Here is a 20,825-nt window from a genome sequence, read left to right on the forward strand (position 1 = left end):
TCATGATCACTTCATTCACCGCATGCCAGGTTTCATACAAGTTCAATGGAGCAAGCATCGACTATACAAAGACAAAGACAATTCAGATAGCTGACTTCCCCATACGGGCAAGCTATGTCTGGGGACCTATGGCAAGCATCTTCAACAACCAACTGAAAGACCAGTTTGCCAATCATACCAAACTGATACAGGTAAAACGTAACGGCGACCTGAAAATAGAAGGAGAGATAACACGATACGACCAAAGAAACAAATCGGTGTCGAGCGAGGGATACTCTTCCCAAACAGAACTCTCAATGACCGTAAACGTCAGGTTTACAAACAACACCAACCACGCCGAGGACTTCGAGCAGCAATTCACTGCTACCTCTACATACGAGAACACCCAGACACTCAACTCCGTGCAGGAAGAACTCGTCACTCAGATGGTAAAGGAAATAACAGACCAAATATTCAACGCCACCGTCGCAAACTGGTAAAACAACAATGAACATTACAGAGCTGATAAACCATCCCGAAATGATGGACCGCGACACTCTCTACGAGTTGCGGTCGACATTGGCTTTGTACCCATACTTTCAGACAGCACGACTACTAATGCTGCAAAACCTCTTCATACTACACGACCCCTCGTTCGACGAAGAACTGAGAAAGGCTGCCATATACATAGCCGACAGAAAAGTGCTATTCAAACTTGTGGAAGCTGCACACTATTCTATTAAAAGAGGAGTGAAAAGAGAGCAGACAGGAGTGAAAAGTGAGCAGACAGAAGCGAGGAGTGAGGAGAACCGTACAGTTACACTCATCGACAACTTCCTCGACACCATACCCGTAGAACCGGCACCAAAGGAAAAGCGACGTCGACAACCCACACCAGCCGACGCTACCGTAGACTACGTGGCCTACCTTATGGAAGTAGACGAAAGCGAAGACGGCAATACGGAAGAAGAAGAAGGAAAACCCATTATGAAAGGTCAAAATTTGATAGATAATTTCATAGAAAATGACCGAGGGAAAATAGTACTTAGCGACACCGTGGAGTTCACACCCCAATTAGACACCATCGAGGTGGAAAATAACGGAAAACAGGGCGAAGAAGGCTTTTTTACCGAAACTTTAGCCCGAATTTACATAAAACAAGGCAGATATTCCAAAGCATTGGAAATAATTCAGCGATTAAGTTTGATTTATCCAAAAAAAAATGCTTACTTTGCAGATCAAATACGTTTCTTACAGAAATTAATATTAAACAACAATAAAAAATAAAATAAAAATGTACACATTATTTGTAATTTTCATTCTCATCGCAGCACTGCTCATGATTGGCATCGTGCTCATCCAAGAATCAAAGGGAGGAGGCCTCTCTTCGAACTTCGCATCCTACAACCAAATCGGTGGCGTAAGAAAGACTACCGACTTCATCGAGAAGGCTACATGGGGACTTGCAGTAGCCATGGTGGTTTTCAGCGTAGCATGTGCCTACGTGGCTCCACAGGCTGCCGGCGACAACTCTGTAATGGAAAACGTGGAGAACCCTACCACCAATCCTAACAACCTCCCTGGCTTCGGCGCAAGTCAGACTAAAGATGCTGCCGCTCCTGCAACCCAGCAGGCTGCTCCAGCAAAGGAACAAGCTCCTGCTGCTGCTCCCGCAAAGCCTGCAGAACAGCCTAAAAACTAAAAAAATGTGAAAAAGTACGCAATTTATTTGGTTAGTTCAAATAATTTGCGTACCTTTGCACCCGCTAAAGAAAACATAGCGAGAACACGGTGCCCGTAGTTCAGTTGGTTAGAGCGTCAGATTGTGGTTCTGAATGTCGTGGGTTCGAGTCCCACCGGGCACCCAAGAAAAAATTTACTTCTTTATACGTCATATAATAGAACGTATGAAGAAGTTTTTTGTTTATATATTGTTCATAATCAGATACTTACATATAATATAAGACCACCACCATATATGTATATATGGTAATATTATCCAACTATTATCAGCAAACAGTATTTTTACTTTTGCACCTGAAAACCACATTTTAACCGCAAAATCAGCGCAAAATCAGCGCAATTTTAAGGTTTGAACTTTAACACTTTTAATATTAATTACGAATTAAAATCGGCAAATATGGCAACTATAAGCATTGAATACGGAAAACAAAGAGCAAACGGCGGGCGTGCTGTTATGCTAAGAATACGCAGCGGAAAGACAGAAAAACGGATTCCGCTAAACATTATACTTGATAAGTCAGACTACCGAGTATACCCAGATGGTAGGATAAAGATAACCAACGACGAGAAATACTTCCTTATACAAGATAGTTATTCAGACTTTCAAAGAAAGGCAAACGAGATACTTCGAGACTCTATTGGTATAGAAATTAGTGCAAATGACCTTTACGACAGGCTTACAAAACCAAGCGCAAAAGAGGTAGCAACGTATGACTTTTTTGTGTTTGCCGATAGATGGCTATCCCAGGTAGATATTAAAGGCAAAAAGAACTACATAACTATGCTAAATTCGCTATCGTCATATCTTGGCACGAGGCATTTGCCTTTCAGTTCGATTACCTACCAACTCTTAAATGGATTTAGCAATTACTTAAAGGATAAGCCGCGTGCGCAGAGTCTTTATCTTGGAGGCCTAAGACACTTGTATAAGCAGGCGGCTCTATTATACAACACGGATGATCACATAGTACTGTCTCCAAATTTATTTGAAAGATTCAAGACACCTAAGCAAAAGAAGGTCGGACAAAGGGCGATAGAAGCAGACGAGCTTAAGAAATTCTTTGCCCTGATACCAAATTCAGGCCGCGCAGAACTTGCCATTGATTGCTGTCTCCTTTCTTTTTGCCTTATGGGAACAAACTCTGTAGACCTATATAATGCCAAGTACTACAAAGGTGAGATTTTTGCCTACGAACGCACCAAGACGAGGGAAAGGCGAATTGACAAGGCATATATAGAGATAATTGTGGACGATAGGATAAAACCATTGTTTGACAAATATAGGGCAGGAGATCATTCGCACGTGTTTAATTTCTCCGAGAGATATGCAGACGAAACACAATTCAACCGAGCTATCAACATTGGATTAAGAGATTTGCAAAAAAAGTACGGCGGAGAGAAATATCAATTTTACCAATTTCGGCATTCTTGGGCAAGTATTGCTCGTAATAACCTTGGAGCAGATAAAAGTATAATTCACGATGCCCTCAATCATGTTTCAAATGAATATGCCGTTGATGATCTCTATATTAAAAAGGATTTTAGACAAATTAATCAATTAAACTCTAAAGTTATAAGATATTTGTTTGGTAGCGACATGAAATAATTGTATATTTGCAGCGTTTTGTTGAACTTTAAAAAAGGAGGTTATTATGCCAAAATGCAAAGGTGGTGGCAAGAAAAGAAAGTGACTTGCCCATTGGCGGCGGGATTTATTTCCGCCGCTTTTTTGTATTAGGAAATTAACAAACCCCTGCCTATCCTCACGGACAAGCAGGGGACAGCAAAATAACTAAAAAAAACACTATACAAATTACTAACTATACATTTAGCTTGTCCTTGCGATCGAAGCACCATATTGTATATATAATGGTGGCGAGTACAAAAAGGAACGCCCAGCCTCCGAACTGAAGCTTCGCCTTGTCCCATACGGATAGTTCCTTCTCGACCTCCTTTTTTACATAAACAGAGTCGTTCTTTAACCTTCTTAAAGAGTCAACAACACTGCGGTAGTAAGCTACGGAGTCGATGGTCTGTTTTGTCTTTGACATTTCCTTGTTTGTGTCCAGGAAATGCCACCTTTCGGTGCTTATGGCCTTGCCGTTGGCATCTTGTCGGACTACCGTGCAGTCGCGCACTTCTTTGGTTGTGGCTTGTGCGGTAGAGTCTACGATGTAGACAAGGCGATCGAGCCATAAGGTGTCGTGCACTTCTTTGATGAGAGTTTCGGTGCGCACGCTGTCTGTTATGCTTTCTTGGCTCTTGCAGCCCACGAGGGTGAGAGTAAAGCCTATGAGCATCATGCAGAGCAGTATGTATGCCCACCCTTTGTTTGTTCCTTGCTTTTTCATTTTGATACCGATTTGATATAGTCTATAATTCCTTCGACGTGGAGATTGATGATTGCCTCACGTCCTTTGTCGGAGAGCAAAAACTCCACGTCTTGCTTGTTGTCCATGAAGCCACTTTCGGTGAGTACGGCAGCGCAGTCGGTGTCACGGCAGATGGCCAAGTTCTGCGGCCACCATTTCTGACCGGGCTTCGGTGAACGCATCTTTAGGCCTTGCGCTTGTGCGGAATCGAAGAGGTACGAAGCGAGCTGCTTGGACCTTGCACTCGCATTGAGTGACACACATGCTTGCCAACCTCTTGCGTCGCGCCATTTACCATCCGAACCTGCAGCGTTGCAATGGATGGAGACCACAAGTACGTTGGTCTTGCCGAAATGCTTGCAAATGTCGTTTACCCGCTTGCATCTTGTTCCAAGGCTGATGTCTTTTTCCTCTGTGACGAGCTGCTGGGCGTTGTAGTCCATTGTTTTGAGCCGCTTGACTACCTCTGCGGCTATCTCGCGTGCATACTTATATTCTTTAAGCCTTCCATCGGGGGAACCATTGCAGATGGTTTCAATGCCGTGGCCGTTGTCAATCAGGATTATCATATTCTTTATTCTTTGTTTTAATGGTTATACTTGTTTATTTGTCGTTTAGTGCCGTGTCGAGCGCATCGCCAACGTCTTCGCTCTTTTTCTTGGTTAAGGCTACGATGAAGGCCTTTAAGAAGCCAAATATGGACTTTTTCTCGACCTTCACGCCCCGCAGGAAGAAGAAGTGGCCGCAGATGGACATTATCTCGCACACGGCGGCGAGGGCGCAGCCTGCATACGTTCCCCAGACATGAGAGTAGCCGAGCGGGTCGAGGAAGGCCACGCCGATGAAGGTGGAGACGAGCATGAGCACGATGTAGTCGACGAACTTGTTGGAGGTACGACGGAGTGCCCGTGACGAGTGCCACTTGTATAGCTCTTGGGATTTTTTGTCCTTGGCTTTTACGGCTGCCTCGTAGCGTTTGTGGGACTCACCCCAGCCGAAGCGGAAGTCTGCCACGATGAGGATGAGCAGCGTGGCGATGAACCACTTTGCGTCGATAATGAGAGTAAGGATCTCCGAACCGAACAGTAGGAAAGAGAATCCTCGTGCGCCTGTGCCGGCCGAAGGGGCTTGGAGGAAGAGATGGGTGGTTGTCATCGCTGGCCTCCTTTCTTGATTGAGTTTTGTTGTTTCATAATTTTACTGATTATTGATTTTTGATTACTGATTATTGTAGAATTGTGGCGGGTTGTGCCATTGAGCCGTTAGTACGCCGCTTTCTTCGGATATTACCAATGACTTGCCGGTTGTAGTATATTCCGTTTTCTTCATCGTCGTCAAATGATGCGAGTCTTAACGGCAGAATATCGTCGTAGGACTTGGACCAAAGCATCTGTTTGCGGTATTCGTCACGCGAGTAGCGTTTGCGGATTGTGACTGCGTTGAGGTCGGGACGTATCGAGCACTTTTCATGAAACTCTATAGGCAGCCCGCCGAAGATGCGACGCCTGATGTTATAGGTGTCACGGTGGCAGAGAAAGCCCAGATAGCTATTGAGCGATGTCACGTTGTGTTCAAGTTCTGCCACGGTTGCGGATTTCGCAGTGAGATGCACGGCACGTTTTAGTCCCTCGATGGTTCGGTTTGCGATATACAGGCGGCCTGACTTTATGACAGTGCCTGTGAATCGAACTCCGTGGCGATATTCCTGCAAGTAGAATTTGTGCGGGTGGAGCGTTATGCCTATCATCGAGAGATAGTCACGTATCACTGGCATTGCCCGCAGGATTTTTCTCTTGTTGCGTGACACGATGTAGAAATCGTCTACGTAGCGGCCATGATAATTGATTTTGAGCTTACGCTCGAAAAGCCAGTCAAGTTCGGTCAGGAAGAAGTTGGCGAATATCTGGCTGATAAGATTGCCGATGGGCATGCCTCTCGTTCCGTTACCATAACGCAGTGTCTTGTTTTTCGGCAGCTTACTCCATTTCCATTCCGATGAGCGCAGCTCGCAGTTAAGTTCGGGTCGGTGGAGTATGAGCTTGCGTGTAACCCACCGCAGGTCGTCCTTGTCATCGCCGAAGTAGTTTTCGACAATAAACCTGTCTATCGTGTCGGCAAGCAGCAGCTTTGGTATCGACATGAAAAATCCCTTCATGTCGGCGGTCGCCACATAACAGCCTTTGGTGTAGTTTTCGCTACATTCCTTGATGTCCGCAGCGAGCATCCTCACTCCGTAGTCAACACCCTTACCCTTTCGGCAATTGAATGTGCGGGGAGAAAATACCTGCTCCATGAGCGGTTCGAGGCGCAGGCATATCCAATGATGCACAATGCGGTCACGGAAGTCTGCCGCGAATACCTCCCGATACTTCGGACGTGAGACAACAAAGGCGATGGAGACTGATGGCTGATAGGTACGGTTGTTTATCTCGTCGGCGAGTACGACGAGGCTCCGCTCGAAGTCCAACACAAACTTCATTGCGTTATTACTGCCACGCTTACGCGTTATGCAGTCGTAATATGCTTCAAACATTCCTTCGTAACCTACCATAAGCAAATATATTTTTACGTTTTGATAATACTGGAAAATTCTAAAAATCGTCCCCGACTATGCTGAAACTGGCCTAACCCGATTCTGATTGCTCGTCTTGGAATTGTTGTTCTGATTGCCGTTGTTCAGGTTCAGATTCCACGCGTTGCCCGCCGAGTTCTCGGTCTATGTCGTCATTGGCTTGTTTTTAACTCTGAATGAGAGTAGACGACCCATTATCGGAGGAAGATTCCATGCAAGCGTCCGTAGACGCTCGTACACTCTTGATTTTACGCCTTCTCCGAACCGTCATTAACGCCACGGTGTCGCTTGGAGTCGGTGTTCTTCCACGCTGTTATTTGCTTGCCAATCAGTTCCATTCGCCTTGTTATCTCTGCTTGTTGTCCAAGTCCTTGCATAGCCCTTGCCTCAAAGGAGATACGTATCATCGCCTTCAACATCTCGAACGATACAACGAAGTTTTCGAGATGTATCTGTCTTTTCTCCCGCTGCATGTTCGCCAACTGGATATGATTCAGCTGGTCGAGTGCATGCGTTATGATACGTTCGCCAAGCGTGAACTTGTATATCCTCGGCATCTTGTTCACGAGCGGAATCAAATACTTAACGAGGTCGTATGTGTCTCTGTATACTTTGAGTTTATTGGCTATCATTGACTAATTCTGTCTTTTGTTAATGTTTTATGTTTATTATCTCTTATCGCCTTACGGCGAAATGTCAGCCGTTTTTAAGACGGCTGACAAAGAGTTAAAGGGTTAAAGAGTTAAAGCTTTTTGAAATGCTGAAACTGGCCTAACCCGACGCTGATAGCTCGTCTTGGAAAGGTTGCCCTGAAAGCCGTCGTTCAGGAGCAGAACCCACGCGATGCCCGCCGAGCTCTCGGTTGAAGACCAGTATGAGTCACGTTGAAGCAATGTAGCACCTGTAATTTTACCGAGCGCATAGTTGATTTTGTTGAAGTTGGCCAACATAAGCCACATCTCACCAAGAGAGGGCAGCCACCAGCTTCCTGCGGGCAGTCCTTGGTTGTTTGCGTTCATTCGGCTATAGGCGTTACAGAAACCTGGGGCGTAGGTGTCGCCGTCGTTTTTGTAGCTATTGGAGGCGAGTATCTTGGCGGTGTTTGTCTTGCCCGCATAGTCGGTCTTGGCGGTGAGATAGTCGCCTGTCTTAAAGCCGCCACCCTCGCCGCTTACGCTACCCCAATAGAGCTTGCTTGCGGACTCGGTGGGGGCTATGAGCAGTTGTTTGTCGCCGTCGCACACAAGCACGCCAGTGGCGACCTGTCCAGCCGACTGTTGTGCAGGCCAGTCTACAGGGCGATAGAGCACGGGGTAGTTGTCCGCTGTTCGGTGAGTAGCGATGAATACTCCGTCTATCACGGTGTCGTAGGTGACTACGCCGAGTGCCGACTTGAGGGTTGCGAGACTGACTTTCTCTGCCTTGCCTGACGAGTTCATGAGAACGATGTAGTCTGACGACTGTACAGATGTTACGGATGTGAAATCCTTGAATTTTCTTGTTTGTTCTGACATAATTTTATGATTTTAAAATGTTAATATGTTATGTTTTTATTTGTCTGAGGCATCTTGCACATTGCTAGGGTCGGAAGGCCCGTTTTCTATTATGTTCCATATTTGGCCGTAATTCGCATCGTAATATCCATGGAGCTCTGCGAACATTACATGGCCCATTTCCACTTTGGAATAACGTTTAGTAAAACTGCTATTGACGATAAATTTAGCATTACCGCCTTTGCCTCTAAAACGAATACTATTAAAAGTCCTGGTGACAAGTGGGTTGTAAAATGTTATTCTTAGAAATTCACCTTCTTTTATCTCGGGAAGGTTAACGGCGTGTTCTTCACCCAAAGGGCATCCCCTTGTTATATATCCGCAGTTAACAACTCCATCATCGTCTACTCTGTCAGCAATCATCTTTATCGCCCCTATTCTACATGACCCCATGACTGAACACTCATCAAACGTAGACTCCTCCACGACAGCTTTGCGGCAACGAAGAATACCCTTCACGAAATCTATCAGTACGTTCGGGTGGAAATCATTGTTGTTGTCGAAGCTGGGCGTACCGAAATTGCCGTAGTTCTGCGCAACCTTATTTCCTTTAGAGTCGATGGTGTAACCCTGCTGTGAGTACATAAAGTCGCCGTTAAATACCGCCTTGCCGATAAGTCCAAGGCTCGCCATGAGTATTTCGGTATAGACGGCATTATACTTCTCGACCTTCATCCATGTCGTAGGGTTGTCAAGGGCAGCGTCTTTTGCGGGGTCGAGTCCTTGCGTGATACCGCTGCGGCACATCATATAGTAGTAGTCGCCGTACTTTACCATGGGTGACACGACATCAGTTGCTTCGTAGACTACGTTCGAGGCGTAGTTTCCTGCGGGCACAGGCACTCGCTGAATGTTGTTCGGGTCACGGAAACGACACCATGAATACAACTTCCAATCCTTAGCCCCAGGTGCGGTTTCCACATTGCTGCTGTATACGCCAAGGTACTGCCCATCCACCTCGTTAAACGAGCCGAGGTCAAGAAGAGAGACGCGAAGGTCGGTAAGATAACACGTGTAAGGCGTGTATATGTCTATGCGGTTGAGGTTTTTCCCCGCTGGTAACTCCACAATCAAGCCGCTTATCGCCTCATTGCTGGCGGTAGTCGAGGTGAACGAAGAATTACTGAGCGTTATTCCTTCTAATTCACACTTTACGGATATTGGGGCATGCGAAACCTGATTGTTTATCAGATACCCGTCACTTTCGCTCCAGTCTGTCGGCGCAACCATGGAAGCTGATGGTCTGACATAAATCTTGTAACCACTGCCCGCATCGGACGCATAAGTGGTTATGGTTTTTGAAAGCTCGCTGACAGACTTTCCGAACCTGATATGTATATAGCGGTTTGTGCCGACAGCGGAATCTATAAAGCCCGATATGCTATTGATTGCTCGGTGATTGTATTTAGATGGGTCGTATTCGATGTTAGTAGAACTGCTTATGCGCCATACGAGATAGTATTTCGCAACGCCGTTTTCGAAAGCCAAGTCACCCATGTCAGTAACCTTGCCCATGTCCGGGTCAAGGGTGTTGCCGAACATAATGTGTATATACCTTCCGCAGTAGGCTAACACTTGGACTTTCGAGGAGCTGCTGCTTGGCCTTATAAGACCCTCGACGAGCACAGCTTTGTTGGTAGGGTCGATATTGTCAAAAATCAGACTCTTGCCATATGTCCAAACCATCTCACCTCTCTTGTAGTATAGTTGCTCGCCGTTCATAAACCTACGGAACACACCCACGCCCCTTGCGCCCTCGACAATAGTAGAGTCGCCCGCATCGCCCTTTCGGCCTTCCTTTATGACAGGGACGGTTTCTGTATCAAGTGTATATTCCTTATTCATATTAGAGCCAGTCACAGAGCTGCCATAGTAGTAACTCGACAATACAAGTTTAACGCTGTTAGCGGTATTTGACACAATGATGCTCGCGTTAAACCAGACATTGGTGTAATTTTTCCCTCCGTTCAAGCTGTAATAGAGATACAGGTTCTCGTAAGAGGGTTTTTCCTCCGTGACGATTTTAGTTTCGTTGCCCACAATACTAAGCAGTCCGCACGTTATGGTTTTGGATGTCTCAGTAAAATTACCGCTACTGCCACGTGCAAACACCAAGGCGGTGTCGGACGGATTGAGCTGGTATAGCACGGCATCATTACCAGGGGCTCCAGGGTTACCTTTTATACCTTGCTTCTGCGCTACGATGGTAAAGTCGGCTTTATACTGCCTTCCGTTATATTCCACAGTGATGGTTTCCGTTAACGCCCCGTAAGCTCCTAGACTATAAACACCATAACTCACCGTAACAGCCCCATCGGAGTTCGGGTCAGATATATTCACGAAACTATTGCTACTATAGTCGCTTAAGTTATTAGTTGAACTCACCTTTTCTTTTGTAAGCGTGACCCTTTCCGCACCCTTAAACAACGAAACTACCGTAGAGCAAGTTCTTGGCTTTATATTACCATTCTCGTCTGCTGCCACAGCGTCCATCTCATTACTGAGGTCAAGGCGTATAGAATCCTCGCCGTTTGAGCCGTTCTTCAGCGGATAAATGTTGATAGAGTGGACTGTGGTTCCAGACGAGTCCAAAAGATTGCAGATTACTCTCGAAATGACTAACGAGCTTACGACGGAAAGGTCAACCGTCAGTGAATCCGCGCTTGTCAAGCCACTTCCCCTCGGTAAATCTTTCCCATCGACATTTGCTACAATCAAGTAGCTAAGCTTATACCCGCCCCCCGCAACTATCTCACTGCCGTGCGTTATCTTCTTCGAGATTTGAAACGACGTGATAAGCGGAAGTCCTTGCGAGTTTACAGGTATGGCGTTTATGTCAGCCACCACAGCGTAAGACCATGCCGAGTCGCCTTGAGGGCCTTGAGGTCCTTGAGGTCCTTGGATTTTGCCGAAAGACACCCATTTTGGTCCGCTCTTGACCCACAGGGTAAAGTCGGCGGTAGTGTAAGCCCAGTTGTCCTCTACTGTCTGTGCAACCGCCTTAGAGCCATCCCAGAGATAAAGCTTTGCATTCGGGGTGCTGTCAACGAGGTAATATTTGCCCGCAACACGAGTAGCGTTGGCAAAGACAGTTTCGCTGTCAAAATGGGCTTCTGCACTGCCTTTAGGAGTAAACGATGTTCCGTCTTCTCCTTTCACCTTGCTAATCATCCATGCTCCTCGCTTGCCGTTCAGTATCTGACATTCCGCACGCCATTTCATGTCAGCCCATTGCTGCTTGGTGAGGTCGCTGTTTCGGCTCACATCAAACCACCGCTTCATTGTCGCACTGGGCGTTGTCTTTGCTGGCGCAAGATTCCAATCTGCATCTCCTACCGTTTCACTTGGCGCATTAGGGATGCCGTCATAAGGACAAAACTCCACGTCCGATGTACTCGTGTCGGTCATTGGGGCAGGAGCAGACCATGTTGCGCCATCCACCTCAGGATAGAATATTGCCGACGATGCCCACAGTCGGCCATCGCCAGTGGAGGGTATGCCGTCAGACCATCCGCTCGTTGTCGGGTTCGGACTGGAGTAAGAACCGCCCGACGGGGCAGAAGGTGTTTCCACACTGCGTATAAAGGCGGTGGAATATATAGGAGATAGCGTTTCGGTGACATGGGGTGTAAAAGCAGTAGCCTCCTGCCCTTCCTCCAGCTTTAATGCTGCCACACGGAAATACGCACCGCCATTGACAAATTCCTCGGCAAACAAACCCGAATACCCCTTGCCAAAGCTGCGGATATAAAGCGTTGGCGCATGAGCACTCTCGCTATTGCTGACAAGCGCACGAGTCTTGAATGTAATCGTATGAGTGGTTATAGCCCATCCGCACTTGAGGAGTACGCTCATGTCGCCATACGGATATGGCTTTGTCGGAGTTCCGTCGATAATCACACCTGCGCTCGTGTCTATGACACCTGTGGATATGCCCGACACATTGTTTGTCACATACAAGACTACAGGGCACTCGCCAACATCGGTAAATGTGCCGTCACCATGAGTGTCCCTGAGCACACCTCGCACCTTAAACGACAAAGTGTACCATGTGTTTGACTTCAACTTTGACTGCCGACGGCCGCCGCTGTCGAACGTGTATAGCTGCTGCCGCAAGTCCTCCATCTGCCCTGGTTTTGCATATAGCTCGAAAAGATTATATCCATCCATAGCATATACGCCACCAATAGGCTTGTCGTTGCCTATGTAGGAGCTTTCCTTATTCCATGCTCTTGAAGCCTGCCACCATGACATTCGCTGCTCGTTGAATAGCGAGCAATAGAGAAGATTCTCCCGTATGTTCACCTTTTCCTTGTTTACATACACGTCGGCACGTGCGAGCTGTGTGAACACCGAGCCTTTCAGCTCTCCAAAAACAATGGTGAATCGGTCGGGGAAGCCAATGCCCGCCATGCCCCACTCCTTGCCTTCGATGAGCCTGTTGTCGTTCCACTCTATAGTGCCCGACTTGCCAGCGGCATTGGTTGGCTCGTCGGTAAACCCACATCGGCAAACGTAGTCGCTGAGATTGTTCTTGACCTTCTCCCTTGCAGCACCAGTGGCTTTGACAACCTGCCACCTCGCACTGCCGTGGAGCTTGTTGTTCTCAACGTAAACCGAGCCGGCGAGCAGCACAATCTCGTATTGCACCGCCGCCTCTGGTTTTTTGTTATACCGTATGGTAGTTGTTTTAATTGATACTGCGTCCATTTCCGTTTTTGATTGATAATTAAGATGCCTTCACGGCGAATACCGTAAGTGACACATCACCGCCCGCCTGTATACATTGGGCTTCTGTCACGGTATATGAGGTTTGTGGCGTTGTAGCCATCTCTACGGACGTTTCGGTTTGACCGTTGCCGTCCTGGTACTTGTTGAGCGGCACGCCTGAACCATCCTTGACCGAGAAGCAGAACTTATAACCTTCCTGTATCTCAGTTGTGCCTGTGGCGGTTCTGACGGCGAGTTTAGGCTCGTATTTCACGCCCTCTCCGCTACCCTCGTTGATGGTTTCGTCTGGTGGAGTCGGATGCAGGTTTACAACATACTCGTCAGTAGCGTCGTTAACCGAGCGCATATCGCTGCCGAGTAGGGTAGAACCTTGGGAAACCGTACAACGGAACTCTCCGTATGCCGCAATCATGGTGTCGTCCACCTTTAAGGTTTTGGTTTTTTGTCCTTCTATGGTATCCCATCCGCTCTCAGTCGGCACAGCCTTTTCCCATACATACGTAAGGCTTTTGTCAATCATCTCTGTACCAGCTTCAATATCCCAAACTGACGCTACAAGCGATACAGCTCCATTAGTGCCGCGCTCACGAATGGTGAAGCCCTTGGAGTCGCCTGCCTTGATGGTCACGGCATAGCCGTTGCCTGAATATTTCTGCACTGGTATGGTGTATGTCGCCTGTACGGAATCCAACTGAGTGCCATATTGTATCTTACCGACCATCTTAATGTTAACGGAGGTGAAGTCAAAGTCCTTGATAAGGTTTCGCATAAGGCGAATACCATAGACAACGGCACCTGTACCTGTGGAGTTCTTGACGGCTTTGAAGTGTTCGTTCTGTCCGTTGAACATGGTTGTACTCAAACCGTTGCTGTCAAACGCCAGCTTAGTTCCGTTGATGTATACCTCCACGTCAGATGCGAACTTCACCTGTGCCTCTGACGACCTTGACGAAACAACATCAAGGTACAACAGCGGCCTGTTGGTTTCCTCCGCTATCCTCTCAATGTCGATGTATATTTTTCCGAGATTTGACTCCGTACCAGTGTAGTACTGAACGATGTCGCCCATCGGAGATTCGATTTTCGGGACATAAACGCCCGACTTCACATTATACTTGATAACTGTAGAGCCTACTGCTATTGACATGGCTTATTCCTCCCCTTCCGTTATGTTGGTTTCTGTTCCTTGCGTACCCTGCGTGTCAGTGTCACTTGTAATCCTGACTACCACGAAACGTTCGTCTTGTGGCTGTGGCAGCGGGGTATTGGTAATGCCCTTTATCTCGTCCAGCGTTTCCTTGGGAGTAAGCTCTATACCGCCTATATCGGCGAGTATGGCGTTTTTGTTGCCGATATTGCCGAGTCGGCTGAGGTCAGCTACCCAAATGATATACGCTCCGTCTGCCGTCTTGTTGCGGTCTTGTGTAAGACCAAGGTGTTCGGCCACCTTCTTGTTCACTTTAAAGTAGTTCATAGATTTATCCTTTCTTTTAACGTTAAAATACTACAATCTTTCCGTCCGAGTCGACTATTATAGCCCCGTCCGAGTCAACGACGGCTTTCACCCCGCCTTGGTCGAGTTCGTCCCATCCGATGAGCATGCCGTTGCCGTCCGTGATGTACTTTGTCGGTATTTCGGCGGTCTTGCCGTGGGCTATCTCCTGTAGGTTTTCCTCACTCGAATGTCTGTTGGTGCAAGCGTACCACTTGAAGATGAATATCTCTTCAGGATTGCTCACTGTGCCGTTTGTTGTCGTAACCTCTATCGCGGGGTTGATATATGCAACGCTGGAAGGTATATTGGGCGGCACGCCGATTAGCTTGGTGTCGTAGGCTGGCAGTATGCGGGTCTGGCTGATTATGGCGTATGGGGTAGTCGCAGTAATGCTCTTAGATGCCACGTTACCTCCCTCGTCATAGAGTGCATAGCAATAGATGGAGCATCCGTCGCCCATCATTGTGCGGTCGAGCGTAAGGGTTTCATTTGACACTCCAGACACCTCGCAGTCATAGTCAAGTAAACTTGTGCCGACATCCGTATACGCCCCGTCTTCCCGTCTTTTCTTCCACACGAATTTCAGTTTAGCGGCATTAGCCTCCGTTGTCACGCTGCCTATCTTATGCGTAGCCTTAATTACGAGCTTGTCGGGCTGGTTGTTGGTTGTCGAGTCATACTTGAATGGGTCATACTTGCCACTGCCGCCGCCGTCAAGCTGCATGGACTGATGTCCGACCATTCGAGCACAAAACAGTTTCAGCTCTGCCTTTATGGGGTAAATCTGGTTTGTCCTGACGTCAAGATACTTGGCCTCAAGTTCCAGCTTCGTAGCCTTACCGACAGGCACGATGTTCTTGGTAATCGTAATCTTGCCCGCTTCCTTTGTTTTGGCTGACTCGGTATTGGTGACGATAGTCACGCCGTCACTGCCGTTAATAAGCAGCTTACGAGTACCCTCGACATTGAGGTAATAGCAAATATCCGACAGTCCGTCGTTAAGGCTGCCGTTTTGGATAATCATGTCAGGGTCTTGCACTTTTGCGTTAAGCCTCACTACAAGAGGGGTGTCCTTGTCTTCGTAACTGATTTTGTACAATCCTGTTACAGGGTCGTACAACTGCCTTGTAGGTACATCGGTCACAAGACTCGACATAATCCTCAATGGCTTGTGGTTAAAGTCTATTCTCTTCCTTTTCATATTGATTATATTACAGTTATCGTGTCCTCGGCCGTCACTCCGTCCCTCAGAAGGGCAGTGGCCGTAAATTCAAGCATTTGTGGCAGACCGCTGCTGTTGTAGCTAATGTCATCTACCGTAAGGTGCAGCGTCTTGCCCTTCCGCAATAGAGCGTTCCACGCCTCGTCGTCACTCACACGCCAGTTACCCTCGGCATCCTTCGACCTGCGAGTCCAAGACACGTCCGTGTCCAGTATATCGGCGGTCACGTCTTGGTTGTGTATCTGCCCCGTGACAACGAGGTCGGTGCCGTGCGCCGCAAACCAGTCATAGTCAAGCATGCCGCCGTTTTCCACTTCAATGGATATGGTAAAGTCGGGATTACCCTCTATCATAAACCATTCCATAGAGTCGTATCGGGGAGCCCCTGTCGGGCAGTCCTTGATGCAACGCCACTTACACCCACGATACCACACGTCAGATGTCTCGTAAACTCCAGTCTGTGCGTTTATCGCCTCGAAATGGTAAGGCTCTTCGGGGTTCTCCATCCAGTTGCCACGGTCAACGATGGTAGCTTCGGGTTTCCCTTGGTAGTTCATCTTTACCGCGTTTTGGTAAACCAGCGTCTTGACATAGATAGCGTCCCCGTCCTTGTTGATAGGCAGTTTTTGCTCCGGGTCATAGAACCATTCGGGCAGCTCGCCAAGGATAAATCCGTAGTTGCCGATGTCGATAATGGGCTTTGTTACACGGCTAAGACGCAATATCCTGTTGTCGGACGATGAGAAGTACAGGCACGACTGCCTTTTCTCGTCAGCCACATTACCCCATCGGGCAATCTTCATCAACTCGCACGGTGGGAAGTTCCGTCCCGCTGGCGTGTCCTCGTCGGGATAAATTTGGACTACAATCTGGTTGGTGGCCGTGTCTACATCCTTGACGAGCATCCACGACGTGTAATATACACCGCTGCCCGATGCAAGGGTATTGATTATTCCCTTGACAACATTTCCGACAACCTGCGCCGTGAAATACCCCTCCCATTTTTCTTTGAGTTTGAGCCTGTAAAGCCCGTCGCCCAAATCATCCACCGCCTCGATGGTGTCCGCCTCCGTCAGTATCTGGTCGCCTTCGATGGCAGACAGTCTGTTGATGATAAGCTCCATGACTTCGAGGTAAGACCTTACCCTCAGAGACTCAACCTCCGCATTGCCCTTTTCGTCTATCGCCGCTCCAGTACCAGTATACAACCCCGTCACGAACTCCCCAATCTCCACACCCTGCTTGGCCGATATGATGCCTTCAGACACGAGACCTTTGAGAAAGGTGATTATGCCGGCTGCAGTGTCGTTGGAGGTCTTTGAGAGGAAGAGCTTTCGTCCGTAGGTATTGATAAGGGAGCGTACAGAAGATGTATCTAAACCTCCACCGCCTGTTCCACTTGCCGCGTTGAAGATACTGCCCGATGTCGAAGAAGAGATGCTTTGAGTTATTTTCTGTAAAACAGATTGCTCTGAGTCATCATTAAGCCTTATCTCTACTTTCGGCGTAAGTCCTTCTCCTTCCTTTATGGTTACGCTTTCAATAACCATATTGACGAGCGGTAGTTCATCGTCAGCACTATCGGGTATACTGTAAAAGGGGAATGTCATTCCGTCGTACAGTTTCCAATAAACGCTATCCTCAACTCTACCTTCCTTTTCACATAAATCGTAGTCTCTTTGGAGATATATATCGTCAATTGACGGTTCATACTGATACTTCGTCTCACAATTCTTCGCGAGATATTTAGTTGCTTCTACAAGCAACTTGACTTCGGCAGCCTTGACATACATGTCAGGCATCTCGATATTTAAGAGCACATAGTTGTCGCCGGGCTTTATTGGCGTATTTAGACTTGGGTAATATACGCCAACAGAATTGTCGGGGCATCGTTTAAGCATGAGTTTCCAACCCTTATACGTCTTTCCGTCTTTCTCGATTGAGACTTTTTCGGGGTTGTCCATTATCTCAAACTCTCGCGCCACGCAATAACCTGACTTCATTGACAATCGAGGCGTTTCACTTGTTCCAAATGCCGCAACAAAGTCAAAGCCCATATCCTTTACAACGATATGGAAAGGCGAGTTCATAAAAGTAGCGGCACTATCCTCTCTGTCCCAGATAAGAGATGGCTCAAAATCAACGGTTGTATCTGCTGTCTCGTACTTCGACTTGTCAAGATACCAATTGATGCTATATTGGTCGTAAGTGTAATCTAATTCTGTGACTAATATCTGCGCGACTATCTCAACGTCAGACAATGAGGTGAGCCTTATCTCACTAACTTGTTGTGGATCTTCATTCACATCTGGTAATGCGACAAACTCAACCTCCTTATTTTTGGTATCTCTGTTAGAAACCGACAATGCCTTTGACTTGTATTGAGTAACCAGTGTCTTGTTACCGCTAACAACGTCGGTTGCATATACCTTTATTATATATGATACTTTGCATGTTTTTGTTATATTCTCCGACTGATGCCGACCTAGCGAATAAGACACACCAAACCACAGATTCGCATAGGTAAGTATATACTTTCCTGCATATTGGCTGCTCACCTTCATTATAACTCTTTCGGAAGAGCTGTAGCCATCGCCTTTGTACGAGAGAGAGTTTTGTTCTTCAGTGTAAGAAACACTTACATCGGTAACGTTTTTTGTTTCGTTGCTAATGTTACTTTCCGAGATAATTCCGTCACCGATATTGGCGTTATCGTCAACGATGAGAATCTCGTCTATACGTTCATCGTCAAGATAGTTTGGAAAAGCAGATGACCCGGTTGCGCCATCCATATCTTCGCAATTAGCCGCCCTAAGCTCGCCGTAAGTAGCCTCATAGATAGACGGATAAATCTCTTCCAGTTCGGAGTTAGAACCATCCCATCGAGCACTTTCCTCCCTAAGACCCTCTACGGTAGACATGCAATCATCGTTCTTTTCTATAAAAGCGTCATTGGTGTCTCCAAGAACTGAACGCAAGAACGGATATATGGCCTTTCGTTCTGCATTTCTTTTCTCTTTCACCGCGGGTGTCTCAAACGTATCAGGTAATTGAAGGTTGGTCGGAAACATCGACTGAGACAAGTTGTACTTCTTGTTGTAATACCTGTATGGCATATTCTTAGTCGAACCCATCGCTCGCAACCTGGTTACAATCTGTTGGTTTGCGTTTGAGGTGCGCTTTATCTGGAACAGTGCTGTTCCTTGCTGTTCGTCAGATGGATGCCCCTTGCCGTAACCGTAATAAAAATAGTTGCCGTCCGCATCTCCGTTGATTGACCCGAAAGTATATCCGATATATATCGTTCTACCTACTACACAAAAGTTAAGGTCAAAGGTGTTTTTTACCTCTGAGAGTGCCGAAGCTACGGTTGTATTGTCAAAACTAAGCACTTTCTCGTCAGTGTGGGTATTTAATACCATAGTGCCACCTTCCTCGTGCTTGCTTTCTGTGTCTACAAGAACCTTCCATCCGCTTTTCGGATAGGCTCTGTCAAGATTGGCTTGCATTTTTGCCGCTAACGCACAGACTGGCGTAAGAGTCTTACCTAAAGCGGTCGATTCTCCGCAGTAAAGAGAAAACACTGCGCTGCCAGTATAATTAGTTCCGAGTGCCGCCACATAATCTCCTGTCGTTGGCGTAATGTCAAGCATTATGACACGTCCAAGCTCATCTCGTACTGAGTCCATTTTCACAGAGTCATAAACGAAGGCATCTCCTATTTCACCTGGTCTTGCCTTTTGCTTTGCGGAGGGTATGTAATTTAGCGTGTATGTTTGCCCTCTGTAGACGCAGAAGTCCCCAACCTTAAAAGGAATGGGGTTTTCGCTCTGACAAGTGAACGTTATATACTGCTCACCCATCAGCTTTGACATGAACTGCCATTTAGACACTTCACATCTCACTTTCTCAACGTCTTTTTCGAGATATTTTATAACTAAAGTACTTGCTCTCATGGTTCGGCGAAATTAAGTCCTACAATTACGTCTGAGACAACAGATGGGGTTACTTCTGTGGATGGATCTTCTACGACAAACTTGACTTTGAACTTAAAACATTTCTCGTCATCATAGTCAACATCATAGAATAGTTCATCGTTGATGGATTGAACATGCACGTCCTTGCGCCCAATACCCGTGTATTCGTCAAATATAGCGAGTCTCGCACCGATAGCCCCTTCATTTCTTCCATAGAGGAATTTTATAAAGTTATTGATTTTCTCACGCATGCTATCATCCTCGCCTTTGTATATAAACTCTACCTCCATCTCGTAATGAGCCATCGGTATCTTTGTAGGGATGTATACATCCCGCCCATCATTTCCAGGCCAATCCCGTGTCGGAAGTTCCTTTGCTTCGGGCAGAATTTTGAATGGGAAATTGTAGCACAAGATATTAAAATCCCTTACGGTTTCTATCATGCTGCCTTTCTCATACGTTTTTCCGTCAAATTTTAGTTGCTGTATATACGTCCCTTTGATACTCATAATATTTTATTTTGGGGACAAATATATCTATTTGCTTTTGTGCATAACTTTACATGATATAAAACTTAAAGGTTTTGGGATGTATTTTACGTTCAAGGGCTTTGTTATTACCTATTTTTATGTACCTTTGCAGAAAATTTCGGATATGAACGAATTGAACAAAACCCTTAAAGAAGAAGCTATAAACTTGGGCTTGTGCAAACAATGGACGGATATGTGGAATAAAAACTTCTCAGAGCAGGAACTCATCAACTTGTTCTTCGAAGGAATTGATTTCTGCATCTCTAACAGATGGCCGAGCGCAAAGTTTATCAAAGAGAAATTCTCCGTGGACACACTTAGACAGAATAACGTATTAGTGGATGACAAATGGTCGTTGATAAATCCAGTTTACGCGGCATTAATAGGTAACTCTGAATGCACTATTCGTTATAATGGACGTGTTAGCGGAAGAGTTTATGTGATGGAAGGTGTTTCCGTTAAAATATTAGCCAACAACAGATCGTTTGTCATAGTACACTCGTTTGGAAAAACGAATATCGAATGCAAAGCCTCCGATTCGGCAACGATAAAAATTATACATCATTGGGTGAAAAGCGAAGTGAAAAAAAATGGATTCGTAACCGAGCTTGAAGAATTAGATTATTTAAGATGCTAAGAATTTTCAATCAT

Annotated in this window: 17 protein-coding genes and 1 tRNA gene; 6 read left to right on the forward strand and 12 right to left on the reverse strand. The window is 46.6% G+C overall.

Annotated features, from left to right (window positions below):
* Positions 1-2: 2 nt before the first annotated feature.
* The 5 genes from lptE to CIK98_RS05970 all read left to right on the forward strand — a co-directional run bounded on the left by lptE (position 3) and on the right by CIK98_RS05970 (position 3,328).
* A complete protein-coding gene (gene lptE / locus CIK98_RS18655) occupies positions 3-479 on the forward strand; it encodes an LptE family protein (RefSeq protein ID WP_256387760.1) in 477 nt (158 codons plus the stop codon).
* Between the two features lie 7 nt (positions 480-486).
* Positions 487-1,266 (forward strand): tetratricopeptide repeat protein, encoded by a 780-nt coding sequence (locus tag CIK98_RS05955; protein WP_094383350.1) that lies wholly within the window; start codon positions 487-489, stop codon positions 1,264-1,266.
* 7 nt (positions 1,267-1,273) lie between these two features.
* Positions 1,274-1,681 (forward strand): preprotein translocase subunit SecG, encoded by a 408-nt coding sequence (gene secG / locus CIK98_RS05960; RefSeq protein ID WP_094383351.1) that lies wholly within the window; start codon positions 1,274-1,276, stop codon positions 1,679-1,681.
* Between the two features lie 89 nt (positions 1,682-1,770).
* Positions 1,771-1,844, forward strand: a tRNA-His gene (locus tag CIK98_RS05965).
* A gap of 275 nt (positions 1,845-2,119) precedes the next feature.
* Positions 2,120-3,328, forward strand: a complete 1,209-nt coding sequence (locus CIK98_RS05970) for a phage integrase SAM-like domain-containing protein (protein WP_094383352.1) — start codon at positions 2,120-2,122, stop codon at positions 3,326-3,328.
* Positions 3,329-3,542: 214 nt separating this feature from the next.
* Here CIK98_RS05970 and CIK98_RS05975 read toward each other — a convergent pair whose 3' ends face one another.
* The 12 genes from CIK98_RS05975 to CIK98_RS06030 form a co-directional block, all read right to left on the reverse strand.
* The gene (locus CIK98_RS05975) at positions 3,543-4,073 is read right to left on the reverse strand and encodes a hypothetical protein (protein ID WP_094383353.1); all 531 of its coding nucleotides are present in this window, start codon (positions 4,071-4,073) and stop codon (positions 3,543-3,545) included.
* Positions 4,070-4,663 carry an N-acetylmuramoyl-L-alanine amidase gene (locus CIK98_RS05980; protein ID WP_094383354.1) on the reverse strand — a complete coding sequence of 198 codons (594 nt, stop codon included), beginning with the start codon at positions 4,661-4,663 and terminating at the stop codon, positions 4,070-4,072. Before CIK98_RS05980 ends, CIK98_RS05975 begins: the two co-directional genes overlap by 4 nt.
* A 34-nt stretch (positions 4,664-4,697) precedes the next feature.
* On the reverse strand, positions 4,698-5,249 hold the full coding sequence (locus CIK98_RS05985; protein WP_094383355.1) for a hypothetical protein: 552 nt from the start codon (positions 5,247-5,249) through the stop codon (positions 4,698-4,700).
* Between the two features lie 70 nt (positions 5,250-5,319).
* Complete coding sequence (locus CIK98_RS05990; protein ID WP_094383356.1) at positions 5,320-6,645, reverse strand: reverse transcriptase domain-containing protein; 1,326 nt, start codon at positions 6,643-6,645, stop codon at positions 5,320-5,322.
* Between the two features lie 269 nt (positions 6,646-6,914).
* Positions 6,915-7,298 (reverse strand): four helix bundle protein, encoded by a 384-nt coding sequence (locus CIK98_RS05995; protein ID WP_094383357.1) that lies wholly within the window; start codon positions 7,296-7,298, stop codon positions 6,915-6,917.
* 102 nt (positions 7,299-7,400) lie between these two features.
* Positions 7,401-8,180 carry a hypothetical protein gene (locus CIK98_RS06000; RefSeq protein WP_094383358.1) on the reverse strand — a complete coding sequence of 260 codons (780 nt, stop codon included), beginning with the start codon at positions 8,178-8,180 and terminating at the stop codon, positions 7,401-7,403.
* A gap of 36 nt (positions 8,181-8,216) precedes the next feature.
* Complete coding sequence (locus CIK98_RS06005; protein WP_094383359.1) at positions 8,217-12,929, reverse strand: hypothetical protein; 4,713 nt, start codon at positions 12,927-12,929, stop codon at positions 8,217-8,219.
* A gap of 19 nt (positions 12,930-12,948) precedes the next feature.
* A complete protein-coding gene (locus CIK98_RS06010; protein ID WP_141210424.1) occupies positions 12,949-14,097 on the reverse strand; it encodes a hypothetical protein in 1,149 nt (382 codons plus the stop codon).
* A 3-nt stretch (positions 14,098-14,100) separates the two neighbouring features.
* A complete protein-coding gene (locus tag CIK98_RS06015) occupies positions 14,101-14,424 on the reverse strand; it encodes a hypothetical protein (protein ID WP_094383361.1) in 324 nt (107 codons plus the stop codon).
* A gap of 22 nt (positions 14,425-14,446) precedes the next feature.
* A complete protein-coding gene (locus tag CIK98_RS06020) occupies positions 14,447-15,646 on the reverse strand; it encodes a hypothetical protein (RefSeq protein WP_141210425.1) in 1,200 nt (399 codons plus the stop codon).
* A gap of 5 nt (positions 15,647-15,651) precedes the next feature.
* The gene (locus tag CIK98_RS06025) at positions 15,652-19,623 is read right to left on the reverse strand and encodes a hypothetical protein (RefSeq protein WP_094383363.1); all 3,972 of its coding nucleotides are present in this window, start codon (positions 19,621-19,623) and stop codon (positions 15,652-15,654) included.
* Positions 19,620-20,153, reverse strand: coding sequence for a hypothetical protein (locus CIK98_RS06030; RefSeq protein WP_094383364.1), 534 nt, complete (start codon positions 20,151-20,153; stop codon positions 19,620-19,622). The genes CIK98_RS06025 and CIK98_RS06030 overlap by 4 nt, the downstream gene beginning before the upstream one ends.
* Positions 20,154-20,298: 145 nt before the next feature.
* Between CIK98_RS06030 and CIK98_RS06035 the strand changes: the two genes are divergently transcribed.
* Entirely contained in the window at positions 20,299-20,811 is a 513-nt protein-coding gene (locus CIK98_RS06035) for a hypothetical protein (protein WP_141210426.1), read from the forward strand.
* Positions 20,812-20,825 lie beyond the last annotated feature (14 nt).

This window comes from Prevotella sp. P2-180 (genome assembly GCF_002251435.1).
Lineage (GTDB): Bacteria > Bacteroidota > Bacteroidia > Bacteroidales > Bacteroidaceae > Prevotella.